Consider the following 15,761-nt stretch of genomic DNA (forward strand, 5'->3'; position numbering starts at 1 on the left):
GATATCTCGTTTTAATCTGAAAAATAATCCAATTAATAACGTATTCATAAATAAGAAAATATTTCTTTGAATAAAAATGCCGCTATTATTTTTATGTTGTATCCGGATTGATAATAATATCAGAAATCTTTTAAATACAGTGTGTTGGTATTTTTGCGGTGTATTACAGATTAATCTGTATAAACCGATAATGAAATGAATGATAAAAACGGCGGGCTGACAGGGTGCTGATATTAACAAAAAAGCCCTTTCAGTTATCCTGAAAGAGCTTTTCGGTTCAATGCATTGTACGGTACTACTTAGTTCATGCCGTATTTTTTCAGTTTTTTACGCAGTGTACCGCGGTTGATACCCATCATCAGGGCAGCGCGGGTTTGGTTACCACGGGTGTATTGCATAACCATGTCCAACAGTGGCTGTTCAACTTCAGCCAGTACCAGCTCATACAGTTCATTAACATCCTGACCGTTTAATTGAGCAAAATAGTTCTTCAGTGCCTGCTTAACTGAATCACGTAACGGTTTCTGTGTTACCTGATCTTGTGAATTTACAGTAGCGACGGTTAGTACGTCAGAATTTACGCGTTGTTCGAACATAGTTCTGTCAGCTCTTTTCTTTATTTACGCAAAAAATTTTCAAAATATGCTTCCAACGCCTCCAGCTGTTCGCCGGCATCCTCAATGGCGTTGAATGAGCGCCGAAACTGAACATCAGGCGCATGTTCCTGCATGTACCAGGAAACATGCTTGCGGGCTATGCGGGCTCCCTTGCCTTGACCATAAAAGTCATGCAATTCCCGCACATGCTCGCACATTATGCGTTGTACCTCTGCACCGGGCAGCGGCGGCAACAGTTTACCTGTGTCCAGATAGTGCTGGATTTCCCGGAAGATCCAGGGTCTTCCCTGGGCAGCACGACCGATCATCAGCGCGTCTGCGCCGGTGTAGTCCAGTACTGCCCTGGCTTTAAGCGGGTCAGTAATGTCGCCATTGGCAATAACCGGGATGGCAACAGTCTGCTTAACTGTCCGGATGTTGTCGTATTCGGCTTCACCATTAAACAGACAGGCACGGGTCCTGCCATGAATTGTAAGAGCCTGAATACCGCAACGCTCGGCCAATTGGGCAATCGTGACACAGTTCCGTTCTTCCGGTGACCAGCCGGTGCGAATTTTCAGTGTGACGGGCACGTCCACTGCATTAACCACGGCTTTAAGAATCTCTTCCACCAGCGCCGGATAACGCAGCAGGGCGGAGCCTGCCAGCTTACGGTTCACTTTTTTGGCAGGACACCCCATATTAATATCGATGACCTGCGCACCACCGGCAACATTAATCTTTGCCGCGGCCGCCATTTCACCGGGATCATTACCGGCTATCTGCACAGAACGGATACCTGGCTCATCACTGTGTACCATGCGTAATCTCGATTTGTCCGTCTTCCAGACCTGCGGATTGGAAGAGAGCATCTCTGAGACGGCCATACCCGCACCCATTTCATAACACAACGACCGGAAAGGCCGATCGGTGATGCCTGCCATAGGGGCCGCGATAAGGCGGTTTTTCAACTGGTATTGTCCGATACGCATAGACGAAGAAGTGTGGCCATACTGTGACTGCAAGGGCGCGTATATTACGCATTTTTTCAAAGATATGAAAGGACAAACTTTGAGCAAATCGACCTTTCAGGCGAAATTTTTTTTATTGCTTTTTTCGGATTTTATTAATTAATGTTTTGTAACAATAAGTTAGCGTAAAATAGCATACTGTGCGGTTTTCTGATTTAATTTTCAGAATAAAATGCGTTTGCGTGAAACTGCTTAAAATATATTCACTGAATCACGCAAACGCACGATTTATATACCAAAAAGTAAGATTATCAGCCGCGTTTTGTTGCGGTGATCCGGCACCATTCTTCTTTTTCGGCAATCTCATCAATCTCAAAGACGTCACGGTAAGCGTCTGCCACACCTTCTGCCTGGGTTGCGAGCACACCGGATAATCCGAGTAATCCGCCTGCCTGCGGCAGTGCACCGATCACCGGTGCCAGTTCGCGCAGCGGACCGGCCAGAATATTTGCCACCACAACGTCCGCAGAGAGCGTCTGCGGCTTTTTATCAGAGAGATAAAGGGTCAGCCTGTCTGATACGCCGTTGCGCTCAGCGTTGTCCCTGCTGGCCTGAATAGCCTGCGGGTCAATATCGATACCGATAGCTTCTTTCGCGCCCAGTTTCAGGGCGGCGATTGCCAGGATACCGGAACCACAGCCGAAATCGATCACCGTTTTGCCGTTCAGATCGAGGCCGTCGAGCCATTCCAGGCACAGAGATGTCGTCGGGTGAGTACCGGTACCGAATGCAAGACCGGGATCGAGCATCACATTGACCGCATCCGGGTCGGGGATCTCACGCCAGCTCGGGCAGATCCACAGGCGCTGACCGAAACGCATCGGGTGGAAATTATCCATCCATTCGCGTTCCCAGTCTTTGTCTTCGATCTGTTCGATCTTATGGATAAAGTTTTCACCCAGTAGCGGATGCTGCTGTAATTGCGCAACAACCACCTTCATATCCGTTTCGGCGTCATACAGGCCGATAACGTCGGTATCACCCCACAGGCGGGTTTCCCCCGGCAGCGGTTCAAAAATCGGGGTGTCGTGGCTGTCCTGAAAGGTGACGGAAACGGCACCGGTTTCAGTCAGTTCATCACCGATAGCTTCAGCATCAGCACCGGTGGAATTTAAGCGTATTTGGATCCAGGGCATAGCATACTCTTTATAAAAAACGCGCTATAAAAAAGCCCCTGTATGACAGGGGCCTGAGAAAGAAAAGCGACAGAAAATCAGACCTCGTGCAGGCCGAGTTTCTTCTCCAGATAATGGATGTTGGTGCCGCCTTTGCAGAAGTTCTCATCATTCATAATCAGCTGGTGCAGCTCGATATTGGTTTTAATACCGTCGATAATCAGTTCCGCCAGCGCATTTTTCATACGGGCGATAGCAATTTCGCGGGTTTCACCATACGTGATGAGCTTACCGATCATGGAATCATAATACGGCGGAACAGTATAACCGGCGTAAATATGAGATTCCCAGCGGACACCGAAACCACCCGGAGAGTGGAAACGGGTAATTTTGCCCGGGCTCGGTAAGAAGGTGTGCGGATCTTCGGCGTTGATACGGCATTCGATCGCATGACCTTTTACTTTAATATCTTCCTGTTTTACAGAGAGCGGCAGGCCGGATGCGACACGCAGCTGCTCTTTGATCAGGTCAACACCGGTGATCATTTCAGTGACCGGGTGTTCGACCTGAATACGGGTGTTCATTTCGATGAAATAGAACTCGCCGTTTTCAAACAGGAATTCAAACGTACCGGCACCACGGTAGCCGATATCGATACAGGCTTTGGCACAACGCTCGCCGATGCTTTTGCGCAGCGCCGGGGTGATACCCGGTGCCGGGGCTTCTTCCACCACTTTCTGGTGACGGCGCTGCATGGAGCAGTCACGTTCTGCCAGATAAACAGCATGACCCTGGCCATCCGCCATCACCTGGATTTCAACGTGACGCGGGTTTTCAAGGAATTTCTCCATGTAAACCATGTCGTTGTTGAACGCCGCTTTGGCTTCAGCTTTGGTCATTGCAATCGCTTCTTCCAGATCTTCATCATTGCGGACGACACGCATACCGCGTCCGCCGCCGCCGCCGGAGGCTTTGATGATGACCGGGAAACCGATACGTTTGGCGATAGTGTGGTTCAGCGGCATATCGTCGCTGAGCGGGCCGTCAGAACCCGGTACACACGGAACGCCGGTTTCTTTCATCGCACGGATAGCAGAAACTTTATCGCCCATCAGGCGGATAGTGTCTGCTTTCGGGCCGATAAATGTGAAGCCGGAGCGTTCAACCTGCTCGGCAAAATCAGCGTTTTCAGATAAGAATCCGTATCCCGGATGGATTGCCTGTGCGCCGGAAATTTCAGCAGCAGAGATAATGGCAGGGATATTCAGATAACTTTTCGCAGAGGCTGCCGGACCGATACAGATGGTCTCGTCAGCCAGCAGAACGTGTTTTAAATCACGATCCGCGGAAGAGTGAACAGCAACCGCTTTGATTCCGAGCTCTTTACAGGCCCGCAGAATCCGCAGTGCAATTTCACCCCGGTTGGCAATAAGGATTTTTTCCAGCATGATTCGCCCCGTTATTCGATGACGACCAGTGGCTCGTCAAATTCGACAGCATCGCCGTCTTTTAACAGAATTGCTTTAACCACACCGGCTTTGTCAGCTTCGATCTGGTTCATCATTTTCATGGCTTCGACGATGCACAGGGTGTCACCGACATTGACCTGTTTACCGACTTCAATAAAGGCTTTTGCATCCGGGCTTGGTGAACGGTAGAACGTACCGACCATCGGAGAGCGGACAACATGACCGGCAATTTCTTTTTCCGGTACGGGATCAACCAGGCCTGCAGATGGCGCAACGGCGTTTGCTAACGCGGGTTGCTGTGCCTGCGGCATAAATTGCTGAGGTGCAGCGAAAGTCTGTACCGGTAAGGCGCGGCTGATGCGCACTGACTCTTCGCCTTCAGAAATTTCCAGCTCAGAAATACCGGACTCTTCGACCAGCTCGATCAGTTTTTTTATTTTACGAATATCCATGAGATGATTCCGTACTCTTAGTGTTGAGTTTATTTAGTGTTGAGTTGATTGTGACAGACGGTGAACCGCTGCCTGTAAAGCATAACGGTAGCCTTCCGCACCCAGCCCGCAGATAACGCCGGTGGCGATATCAGAGAGATAAGAGTGATGACGGAACGGCTCCCGTGCGTGTACATTCGACAGATGGATCTCGATAAACGGGATGCTGACGGCCAGCAGGGCATCACGCAGAGCCACACTGGTGTGAGTGAATGCGGCCGGGTTTATCAGAATAAAATCGGTGTTGCCCCGTGCAGCATGGATTCTGTCGATAAGTTCGTGCTCGGCGTTGGATTGCAGATGGCTCAGTGTTACACCGCACTGACCGGCATCGCGGGTCAGCGTTGTCACGATATCCGCGAGAGTGAGCGTCCCGTATTTGTCGGGTTCCCGCGTGCCCAGCAGGTTAAGGTTCGGGCCGTTCAGTAACAATATATGATAACTTTCGGTCATCCTGCTGCTATCTCCTGCAATCTAACGTAAACGCACAAGATAACGCGATGTTAATGCGTTGTCACCTTTTTCTCACTGCCGGCAATATTAATTTTTACAGAAGAAGGGCGACATTATAAACATTTCATCGCAGTTCGCAGCAAAATACTGGTCTGAACAGGACAGAACCGCGACAAGGCAGACCAGTTCATCATCTGTATTACCGGAATAATTTGCCGGATATTCCCCGCAAATGTTATCCGTTTGCTGATAGTAGTCTGCCGGCACGTCTTTTAACAGGTACGCCGGAATGCCGGGGTGTGTTTCTGCCGGTTTGCTCACATAACCGCTGCTCAGGGAGCGGATTTTACGTAAAGTACACAACAGATACCGGGCGGCAGTATGTATTTACCGGTTACTGCGGAGCGTTATAGTGCCTCTGTACCGCCTGATTGACAAGTCCCGTCACTATTCCGGCGATCAATACAGGCAGGACGCGGTATAGCGTATCTGTATCGGGTTAACAAATATTTATATCTGTGTTTATTTTGAGACTATTCTGAGTAAAGGATGCTGCTGATTCATCATAATCCGGTGAATAACCCGGTATTTTTACCGTCTTATCGGTGATTAAGCAGATTGTTTTAATGCGAGGATAGAGATAACGGGCGTCAGGCTGATTGTAAGATTGCGTATATTATATAGAATCCGGTTGAACTTGATGCATAGTTACAGGTCAACTATCCGGAAGTCTGCGGAGATTAATGAAAAAATACGGGCAACAGCCGGATTTTTTACATTAATTTTAATCTGCCTGTGCGTAATTCATCAATTATGTGAAAAAGTCTGCGTTTTTATGCAGCTTTATACTGCGCAGTATATAAAAATTATCTAGAATAGACCGCTCCCTGATGTGATGTGGACACGCTGTTGGCAAGGTGCAATCTGTGGCTTGTCGCAAAGAAACGTGGTTGGTAAAGTAGACGGGTTTTCCCGTCCCCGGCTTGCAGGATTATCCTTTTGTATGTTTAAAAAAATTCGTGGCATGTTTTCCAACGACTTGTCGATTGACCTGGGTACAGCCAATACCCTTATTTATGTCAAAGGACAAGGCATTGTTCTGGATGAACCGTCTGTCGTGGCTATCCGCCAGGATCGTCCGGGTTCAACCAAAAGTGTTGCTGCTGTTGGTCATGAGGCCAAACGTATGCTGGGTCGTACCCCCGGCAATATCGCAGCAATCCGTCCGATGAAAGACGGTGTTATCGCCGACTTTTTTGTGACCGAAAAAATGCTCCAGCATTTTATCAAACAGGTTCACAGTAACAGTTTTATGCGCCCGAGCCCGCGTGTTCTGGTGTGTGTGCCGGTGGGAGCAACCCAGGTTGAACGCCGTGCCATCCGTGAATCCGCGCTCAGCGCCGGTGCACGTGAAGTTTATCTGATCGAAGAGCCGGTTTCAGCGGCTATCGGCGCAGGTTTACCGGTATCAGAAGCGACCGGTTCCATGGTGGTGGATATCGGCGGCGGTACCACTGAAGTGGCCGTTATCTCCCTGAACGGCGTGGTTTATTCTTCCTCTGTCCGCATCGGTGGCGACCGTTTCGACGAAGCTATCATTAACTATGTGCGCCGTAACTATGGCTCACTGATTGGTGAAGCAACCGCAGAACGCATCAAACACGAGATCGGTTCGGCTTATCCGACAGACGAAGTGCTTGAGATTGAAGTCCGCGGCCGTAACCTGGCAGAAGGGGTTCCGCGCGGTTTCACCCTGAACTCCAACGAAATTCTGGAAGCCCTCCAGGAACCGCTGACCGGTATTGTCAGTGCAGTGATGCTGGCGCTGGAGCAGTGCCCGCCGGAGCTGGCATCTGATATCTCCGAACGCGGAATGGTACTGACCGGTGGCGGCGCACTGCTGCGTAACCTGGATCGCCTGCTGATGGAAGAAACCGGTATTCCGGTGATCGTTGCGGAAGATCCGCTGACGTGTGTCGCCCGCGGCGGCGGCAAAGCTCTTGAGATGATCGATATGCACGGCAGCGATCTTCTCAGTGAAGAATAAGCGGACTCCCGTCCGTTCAATACTGCAGGCCGGGGGAGTCCGCTCCCCCTGTCCGCCGGATTCACACTCTGTCTTCCCGGACGGAATTACTGTAGTGCCTGATATCGCATCTTATGAAGCCGATTTTTAGCCGGGGACCTTCCCTTCAGATTCGCATTATTATTGCGGTTATTTTTGCCATCGGACTGATTGTGGTTGATAACCGGATTGATGCTTTTACCAAGATCCGTAACTATCTGGATACGGCGGTCAGCCCGTTCTATTTTTTAGCCAACGGTCCGCGCCAGTTACTGGACGGTATTTCTGATAACTTCGCGACCCGTGAACAGCTGGAATTTGAAAACCGCGCTCTGCGGCAGGAACTGCTGGTAAAAAACAGTCAGAATCAGTTGCTTGAACAGTTTAAGCAGGAAAATGCCCGCCTGCGTGAACTGCTCGGTTCGCCGTTGCGTCAGGATGAGCACATGATGGTCACGCAGGTGATGTCGGGTGCCAACACCCCGTATCGTGACCAGGTCGTGATAGACAAAGGCAGCCGTGACGGTGTGTATGACGGCCAGCCGGTGATCAGCGATAAAGGCGTGGTGGGGCAGGTGATCGCTGTGTCCCAGTTAACCAGCCGCGTTTTGCTGATCTGCGATACCACTCACGCACTGCCGATCCAGGTGCTGCGTAACGATATTCGTGTCATTGCATCCGGTACCGGATGTACTGACGATTTACAGCTTGAACCTCTGCCGAATAATATTGATATCCGCGTGGGGGATGTGCTGGTCACATCCGGCCTCGGCGGCCGCTTCCCGGAAGGTTACCCTGTCGGGATTGTGTCTGCGGTGAAAGTCGATAGTCAGCGCGCTTATACCATTATCAGTGCCAAACCGACGGCAGATCTTCAGCGTCTGCGTTATCTGCTCTTATTGTGGGGCGGAGACAGTAACCCGCGTGATCCTTCCGGTCCGTCTGAAGTGTACCGGGCAGCGAATGAACGCATCATGCAGGTTATGCCTCAGGTGATCCCGTCCGTTCCGGCACCGGAAACCGATCCTGCCGCTGTTCCGTCTGTTGCCCCGGCACAGCCATCTGCCCCGGTGCTGCCGAAACCGGCACAGCCAAAACCTGCACAGCCAAAACCAGCAAACAATCCGGCAAGCAATCCGGCCGCCGCGCAGGGTGCGCAGGAACCGGCTGCTGAAACCGCACCGGCCCGGCCGCTGAGGATGAGGCCGCAGCAATGAATACCTACCGGGGACAAAACCGGATTATTGTCTGGCTCTCTTTTCTGATAGCTCTGGTACTGCAAATTATGCCCTGGCCGGAGCAGCTTCAGTTTTACCGGCCGTCATGGGCGATGCTGTTCCTGATCTACTGGGTGATGGCGCTGCCGCACCGGGTCAGTGTCGGTTCGGCTTTCTTCCTCGGCATGATCATTGATTTGATTGAAGGCTCCACGCTCGGCGTGCATGCCCTGAGCCTCTCTATTGTCACGTATCTGGTATCATTCCGGCATCAGCTGCTGCGCAATATGGCGCTGTGGCAGCAGTCGCTGGTTATCATTGTGTTGTCAGCGCTGATGCAGTTCTTTGTTTTCTGGTCAGAATTTTTATTGTCCGATATTGTGTTTCATCCGGAAGTCTTCTGGAACAGTCTGGTCAATGGTATCTTATGGCCATGGATTTTCTTATTACTGCGTAAGACCCGCCGCCATTTTTCTGTTCATTAGTCAGGGGACGGCGGCGTGATACGTTAACAAAACGTCAGGACGTCTGAATGCTGCCGATTTACCTTGCTTCAACCTCTCCCCGCCGCCGGGAACTTATCCGGCTGCTGAATGTTCAGTGTGAAACACTCTCCCCCTGTATCGATGAAATCCGCCGTGACGATGAGCCTGCCGCGGACTATGTGGTGCGTCTGGCGCGGGAGAAAGCACAGGCCGGGGTGGCGCTGGCAGCGGAAGAACGGCCGGTTATCGGCTCTGATACCATTGTGGTGCTCGGCGGGGATATCCTGGAAAAGCCCCGGGACGCGGCGCATGCTTTTGCTATGCTCAGCGCATTATCCGGTTCCACACACCAGGTGATGACAGCAGTCGCGGTTTCTGACCGTTTACGGACACTCAGTACACTGATTGTGACGGATGTGACATTCCGCCGGTTATCAGACGACGAAATAAACGAGTATATTCAGACAGGTGAGCCGATGGATAAAGCCGGTGCGTACGGCATCCAGGGCCTTGGCGGGCGTTATGTCCGCAAAATTAACGGTAGCTATCATGCTGTGGTGGGATTACCGTTAGTGGAGACAGAAGAATTAATCAAACGGTACACGGATACCCTGAGCGGGGTTGTACCGGCACACATTGATGGGAAAGAAATACCATGACAGCCGAGCTTTTGGTCAACGTGACTCCGTCTGAAACACGCGTGGCTTATATTACTGGCGGGATACTTCAGGAAATTCATATTGAGCGCGAGGCTAAACGCGGTATCGTCGGCAATATCTATAAAGGGCGTGTGAGCCGGGTACTGCCCGGTATGCAGGCGGCCTTTATCGATATTGGCCTGGATAAAGCAGCCTTTCTGCATGCCTCGGATATCATTCCGCATACGGAATGTATCTCCGGGGATGAAAAAGAGAAATTCCGCACCCGGGATATTTCGGAACTGGTGCATCAGGGGCAGGATATTATTGTGCAGGTGGTCAAAGATCCGCTGGGTACCAAAGGTGCGCGGCTGACCACGGATATCACACTGCCTTCCCGCTATCTGGTGTTTATGCCGGGCGCATCTCACGTAGGGGTTTCCCAGCGTATTGAGAGTGAAGAAGAGCGCGAACGCCTGAAAAATCTGGTGGCGGGCTATTGTGATGAGGATGGCGGTTTTATTATCCGCACGGCGGCAGAAGGCGTCGGGGAAGAAGAACTGACATCGGATGCCGCGTTTTTGCGCCGGTTGTGGACCAAGGTTATCCAGCGTAAAAAGCGTAATACCACCCGCACCAAAATCTACGGCGAACTGGCACTGGCACACCGCATTCTGCGGGATTTTGCCGGTGAGTCACTCGACCGCATCCGGATTGACTCCCGCCTGAGCTTTAAAGAGTTACAGGAATTTGTGGATGATTACATCCCGGAAATGACCGCCAAACTTGAACTGTACCAGGGCAGTCAGCCGATTTTTGATCTCTACGATACTGAAAATGAAATCCAGCGGGCGATGGAGCGCAAGGTCGAAATGAAATCAGGCGGCTATCTGATTATCGACCAGACCGAAGCGATGACCACCATCGACATCAACACCGGTGCGTTTGTCGGGCACCGTAATCTGGAAGAAACCATTTTCAATACCAATATCGAAGCGACTCAGGCTATCGCGCGACAGTTACGTCTGCGCAACCTCGGTGGTATCATCATCATTGATTTCATTGATATGACCGATGAAGATCACCGCCGCCGGGTGCTGAGCTCCCTGGAACTGGCGTTGGCGAAAGATCGCGTGAAGACCACGATTAACGGTTTTTCACAGCTCGGGCTGGTGGAGATGACCCGCAAACGCACGCGGGAGAGTCTGGAGCATGTGTTATGCGAGAAATGCCCGACCTGTCAGGGGCGCGGCAGTGTCCGTTCAGTGGAAACGGTCTGCTATGAGATCCTGCGCGAGATTGTCCGCGTGCACCGCCTGCTGGATGTTGATCGCTTCCTGGTCTATGCGTCACCGGCGGTGACCGAGGCATTACAGGGGGATGAATCTCATGCACTGGCAGAGGTGGAGATTTTTGTCGGCAAACAGGTTCAGGTTCGTGCCGAACCGCTCTACAGTCAGGAACATTTTGATGTCGTAATGATGTAATTCATTGGCGGTACACTGCCGTATATAAACGGATATACGGTTCCGCCAGCCTTGACAGCTGCAGGAGAAGGAGAGCCGGTGAGGCGACTGCCCGGGATTTTACTGACATGTGTGATTGTAATCGTGATTGCTGCGGCACTGGTGCTCGGCGGTTTGCGCTACCTGCTGCCTCAGATAAATGAGTACCGTCCTCAGATCGAACAAAAGCTCTCGCAGCTGACCGGTGCCACGGTCAGAATTGGTGAAATCAGCGGCCGCTGGCAGGGATTCGGTCCGGCGCTGACACTCCGCGACCTGAGTGTTACCGCCCCGGATGCGGATATCTCAGCCGAAAAAATCGACCTCTCCCTCGATATCTGGCGGACATTATTCCGTTTTCAGGTCAGTTTCCGTGATCTGACTTTCTGGCACATGAAGCTGGATTACAAACAGCCGCTGAGCAGCGACGGCAGCAGTATTGAAACAGATGATGCCCTGTCCGGGCTCTGGCTGGAGCGTTTTGATAATTTTGATCTGCGCGACAGCGAAATCCGTTTTCTCACACCGTCCGGCGATCCCGCCACCTTACTGGTTTCCCGTCTGTCATGGCTCAATCAGAGCAAACGTCACCGTGCCCAGGGGGAAATCAGTCTCTCCTCGGTGAATAACCCGCGCGGCTGGTTACAGGTGCGGCTGGATCTGCGCGATGTAAATGGCCTGCTGGATGAGGGAACGGTCTACCTCCAGGCTGATGAAATTGATATGACCCCGTGGTTCAGCCGCTGGCTGCGTGATAATACCGGACTGAATAAAGCCGGTTTCAGCCTGGACGGGTGGATGACGGTGGAAAAGGGTGCAATAACCCGCGGTCTGGTCAGACTGAACTCCGGTGAGGCGGACTGGCTGACCGGTAAAGAGAAACACACACTGGAAGTTCAGGATCTGATGGTACAGATGCGCCGTCAGGGGGAAGGATGGCTGTTTAATATTCCGGATCTGTTCAACCTGAAAACAGACGGTCAGCAGTGGCCGGAAGGCAGTCTGTCGCTGCTTTATATCCCGCCGTCGGCCAAATACGGCGGGAATACTCATCTGCGCGTCCGGGCAAATGATATTGAACTGGCGCGCCTGAGCAGTATTGTGCCGACCTTCTCTTTCCTCACCAATGATATTGTCAAAGCCTGGCAGCAGCGCGACCCGTCAGGTCTTATCCGTGATTTTGCCCTCGATATCACTCCGGCTGCGCCGGAAAACCTTGAGCTGGATGTTTCCTGGCAGGATGTCAGCTGGAAAGCGCTGGACGAATTACCGTCGGTATCCCGTTTCAGCGGTGTATTGCGGGGCGGACAGGCGCGCGGCATTCTGCGTTTTACCCTCGATGACAGTGTGCTGGACTACCGTCCGATGTTTACCGCACCGCTGGCGGTGGCAGAAAGCCGCGGACAAATTCAGTGGACGAATACAGACGGCAATCTGAATCTCTGGAGTGATAATTTAGATCTGCAATCCGGTGCGCTGCGGGCGAACGGCAATTTCCGCTATCAGCATGATAAAGACAGGCCGCCGTCACTCGGAATACTCGGCGGTGTGACGCTGACCGATGCCGGAGAAGCGTGGCGCTATTTTCCGGTTCCGCTGATGGGGGAGTTCCTGAGTGAATATCTCACACAGGCACTGATTGCCGGACAGGCAGAAAATGCCACGGTGATATTTCAGGGCAACCCGGCCGATTTCCCGTTCCGCAAAAACGAAGGACAATTTCAGATTTGGGTACCGCTGCGTGATGCCACCTTTAAATATGATCCGGAATGGCCTGCCCTGATGGGTATGAATGCCGATCTGAATTTCCATAATCAGGGGCTGTGGATCAGTGCGGAGCAGGCAAAACTGGGGGAAGCCACCGCCCGCAATCTGAAAGCGGATATCCCGGATTTTACGGTTGAGCGTCTGTATATTCAGTCTGACATTGAAGGCAACGGTGAATCACTCGGTAAGTATTTTGATCAGACGCCGATGAAAAGCTCTATCGGGAATACCCTGGAGCAGCTGAAAATCGGCGGTAAGGTTAACGGTGATCTTAAACTGGAAATCCCGCTTAATTTTGATGAGATGGTGCGGGCAACCGGTCACGTTAATCTGAAAAATAATGATATTGATGTGGTGCCGATCGGCAGCACACTCAAAAATGTCAGCGGACAGTTCCGGTTTGATAACGGTGACCTGGAAAGTGACCGTATCACAGCTTCCTGGTTCGGACAGCCGCTGAATATCCGCTTTACCACCAAAGAGAATCCGTCAGATTTTGCCGTGAATATCGATCTGGATGGTAACTGGCAGATGAAAGGTATCGACGGTGTACCGGCCGTGGTCAAACAGCATGTAACCGGTTCGTTCCCGTGGACGGGGGATGTGAAAATTACCCTGCCGCAAAAAGGAGAGATGAGTTACACCGTTGATCTGGACGGTCAGACCGGAAAACTGACCAGCAGCACTTTGCCGGCAGTCCGGCGCTGGGCTGCGGAAAGCGGCACACTGAATGTGCATGCTGCCGGGACAGAACACACCCTGAAAGCGGGCGGAACTCTCGGCAAATCGTTCAGTTTCCTGACGGACTGGCGTCTTGGCGATATTCTGACACTCAATGGCGCAACAATCCGCCCGGGCATAAAAGTGCCGGAAAAAATCACACCGGATGTTATCAGTATCGCACTGCCGCCGGTCAGCGGTGAAGAGTGGGTCGGCGCTCTGGCAGTGGCAGGGCAGAGCCATCAGCAGCCGGCCTCACTGAAACTGCCGGGGAATATTGATCTCTCCGTGCCGTATGCGGATTTTGCCGGACAGCGCTGGAATCAGGTAAAACTGCGTATTCATCCGCAGGAAAACGGCTGGTTGCTCAGTGCAGACGGACAGGAGCTGCGCGGTGATATCCGTATCCCGTCCTCCGGACCGTGGCAGGCAAGTATTGATTATCTCTACTATAATCCGGAGTCTATTCAGAATGCCCTGCCGGAATCGCAGCGTAATGAAACCACCAAAACCGATTACCGGGTCAGCAGCTGGCCTGCTGTCACGCTGCGCTGCGAAGCCTGCTGGGTGGGCGGCCTGAATATCGGTACGGTGAACGCAAAAGTCTGGCCGGAAAATAATACGCTGGTGCTGGATGCGGCAACGGTCAAAAACAGTGCCAGTGAACTGACACTCAGCGGCCGCTGGGATGCCGGCCGTTCCCCGCTGTCGCACTTTAAAGGTCAGTTTAAGGGGCCGGTCTTTGATAATATGGCCGCGTATTTCGGGGTACTGGTACCTATCACCGGCTCTCCGTTTACCGTGGATTTTGACCTGAACTGGCGGGACGTTCCCTGGTCGCCGGATGTGGCGACGCTGAACGGTATTATCAGCACTTCGCTCGGCAAAGGGGCGATTGAGCGGATGGGCGGCGGTAATGCCGGTAAACTGCTGCGGCTGGTCAGTTTTGATGCATTATTGCGCAAGTTGCAGCTCGATTTCACGGATACCTTCAGTAATGATTTCGTTTTTGACAGCATACGCGGTAAAGGCGTGATAAAAGATGGTATTTTAAAGACTACGGATACCCGCGTGGACGGATTAATGGCGGATATCAGCTTTAGCGGTTCAATTTATCTTGTGGAGCGTCGTATTGATATGTCGGTGGTTGTCACACCGGAACTCTCTGCGACGGTCGGGGTGGCGACAGCCTTTGTTGTGAACCCGATAGCCGGAGCGGCTGTCTTTGTGGCCAGTAAGGTGCTCGGCCCGCTCTGGAGTAAAATTTCGGTGATACGGTATCACCTGAGCGGTAGTTTAGAAGAGCCGAAGGTAGATGAAGTTTTGCGTCAGTTAAAGGAGACCCGGGAATGAAAAACGCAAATGTGGCACTATTGCAGCTGTGCAGCGGCACAAATATCAAACACAATTTGGCGCAAATCGAACAACAGATCAAACAACTGCCTGATAATATCAAACTGGTGATGACACCGGAAAATGCGCTGATTTTTGCATCAGGCAATACCTATCAGAAGTATGCGGAAGTGCAGGGCGAAGGCCCGCTGCAATCAGCGGTGGCTGATATGGCACGCCGTTACGGCGTGTGGATTCTGGTCGGCTCTATGCCGATGATCAGCCGCGAAGACCCGGCGCGCATCACCAGCAGCAGCCTGCTGTTTGATGATAAAGGGGAAATTAAAGCCCGTTATGACAAAATTCACATGTTTGACGTGAATATTGATGATGAGCAGGGTTCATACAATGAATCTAAAATCTTCCAGCGCGGCGAGCATATCACCGTGGTTGATACCCCGGTGGGTCGTCTCGGTATGACCATCTGTTATGATCTGCGTTTCCCGGGCCTGTTCCAGGCACTGCGTGAGCAGGGCGCGGAGATTATCTCTGTTCCGGCGGCCTTTACCCGGCTGACCGGCAAATCCCACTGGGAACCGCTGCTGCGCGCCCGTGCGATTGAAAACCAGTGCATTATCCTTGCCCCTGCACAGGTCGGCGTGCACGGCACCCGCCGCACATGGGGACACACTATGGCGGTTGACGGCTGGGGCAAAGTGATGAAGAAAAATACGGATGCGGTGGCCGCCATCGGCGTTGATATCCGTCCGGACAGCTTAACCTCAATGCGTGAGCAGATCCGCGTGGTGAAACATAACCGTTTCCGCCCGCAACTGACCTCACTGATTGAGAAAAACACTACAGGTAAAGAGTAATT

General features: G+C 52.1%; 13 protein-coding genes. 7 read left to right on the forward strand and 6 right to left on the reverse strand.

From position 1 onward, the window contains the following. Positions 1-299: 299 nt before the first annotated feature. The 6 genes from fis to aroQ all read right to left on the reverse strand — a co-directional run bounded on the left by fis (position 300) and on the right by aroQ (position 5,155). Complete coding sequence (gene fis / locus R5268_RS01160; protein WP_004240545.1) at positions 300-596, reverse strand: DNA-binding transcriptional regulator Fis; 297 nt, start codon at positions 594-596, stop codon at positions 300-302. Between the two features lie 20 nt (positions 597-616). Then, on the reverse strand, positions 617-1,588 hold the full coding sequence (gene dusB, locus R5268_RS01165) for a tRNA dihydrouridine synthase DusB (protein ID WP_046893026.1): 972 nt from the start codon (positions 1,586-1,588) through the stop codon (positions 617-619). Between the two features lie 290 nt (positions 1,589-1,878). Next, complete coding sequence (gene prmA / locus R5268_RS01170; protein WP_218426681.1) at positions 1,879-2,763, reverse strand: 50S ribosomal protein L11 methyltransferase; 885 nt, start codon at positions 2,761-2,763, stop codon at positions 1,879-1,881. Between the two features lie 77 nt (positions 2,764-2,840). Next, positions 2,841-4,190, reverse strand: a complete 1,350-nt coding sequence (gene accC, locus R5268_RS01175; protein ID WP_107678579.1) for an acetyl-CoA carboxylase biotin carboxylase subunit — start codon at positions 4,188-4,190, stop codon at positions 2,841-2,843. A gap of 11 nt (positions 4,191-4,201) precedes the next feature. Further along, a complete protein-coding gene (gene accB / locus R5268_RS01180) occupies positions 4,202-4,663 on the reverse strand; it encodes an acetyl-CoA carboxylase biotin carboxyl carrier protein (RefSeq protein ID WP_107678578.1) in 462 nt (153 codons plus the stop codon). A 33-nt stretch (positions 4,664-4,696) separates the two neighbouring features. Continuing rightward, entirely contained in the window at positions 4,697-5,155 is a 459-nt protein-coding gene (aroQ, locus tag R5268_RS01185) for a type II 3-dehydroquinate dehydratase (RefSeq protein WP_054424141.1), read from the reverse strand. 1,003 nt (positions 5,156-6,158) lie between these two features. Between aroQ and mreB the strand changes: the two genes are divergently transcribed. The 7 genes from mreB (at position 6,159) to nit1 (ending at position 15,759) form a co-directional block, all read left to right on the forward strand. After that, positions 6,159-7,202 (forward strand): rod shape-determining protein MreB, encoded by a 1,044-nt coding sequence (gene mreB, locus R5268_RS01190; RefSeq protein ID WP_004236290.1) that lies wholly within the window; start codon positions 6,159-6,161, stop codon positions 7,200-7,202. A 113-nt stretch (positions 7,203-7,315) separates the two neighbouring features. Beyond that, entirely contained in the window at positions 7,316-8,437 is a 1,122-nt protein-coding gene (gene mreC, locus R5268_RS01195; RefSeq protein ID WP_218454588.1) for a rod shape-determining protein MreC, read from the forward strand. After that, positions 8,434-8,922, forward strand: coding sequence for a rod shape-determining protein MreD (mreD, locus tag R5268_RS01200; RefSeq protein ID WP_046893019.1), 489 nt, complete (start codon positions 8,434-8,436; stop codon positions 8,920-8,922). Before mreC ends, mreD begins: the two co-directional genes overlap by 4 nt. A gap of 47 nt (positions 8,923-8,969) precedes the next feature. Beyond that, complete coding sequence (locus tag R5268_RS01205) at positions 8,970-9,581, forward strand: Maf family protein (RefSeq protein ID WP_107678575.1); 612 nt, start codon at positions 8,970-8,972, stop codon at positions 9,579-9,581. Continuing rightward, positions 9,578-11,047 (forward strand): ribonuclease G, encoded by a 1,470-nt coding sequence (rng, locus tag R5268_RS01210; protein WP_046893017.1) that lies wholly within the window; start codon positions 9,578-9,580, stop codon positions 11,045-11,047. Before R5268_RS01205 ends, rng begins: the two co-directional genes overlap by 4 nt. A 78-nt stretch (positions 11,048-11,125) precedes the next feature. Continuing rightward, positions 11,126-14,905 carry an AsmA2 domain-containing protein YhdP gene (gene yhdP / locus R5268_RS01215; RefSeq protein ID WP_317418493.1) on the forward strand — a complete coding sequence of 1,260 codons (3,780 nt, stop codon included), beginning with the start codon at positions 11,126-11,128 and terminating at the stop codon, positions 14,903-14,905. Beyond that, on the forward strand, positions 14,902-15,759 hold the full coding sequence (gene nit1, locus R5268_RS01220; RefSeq protein WP_004236296.1) for a deaminated glutathione amidase: 858 nt from the start codon (positions 14,902-14,904) through the stop codon (positions 15,757-15,759). Before yhdP ends, nit1 begins: the two co-directional genes overlap by 4 nt. Positions 15,760-15,761 lie beyond the last annotated feature (2 nt).

It is taken from the genome of Morganella sp. BCCO 40_0007, from assembly GCF_032989665.1.
Classification (GTDB): domain Bacteria; phylum Pseudomonadota; class Gammaproteobacteria; order Enterobacterales; family Enterobacteriaceae; genus Morganella; species Morganella sibonii.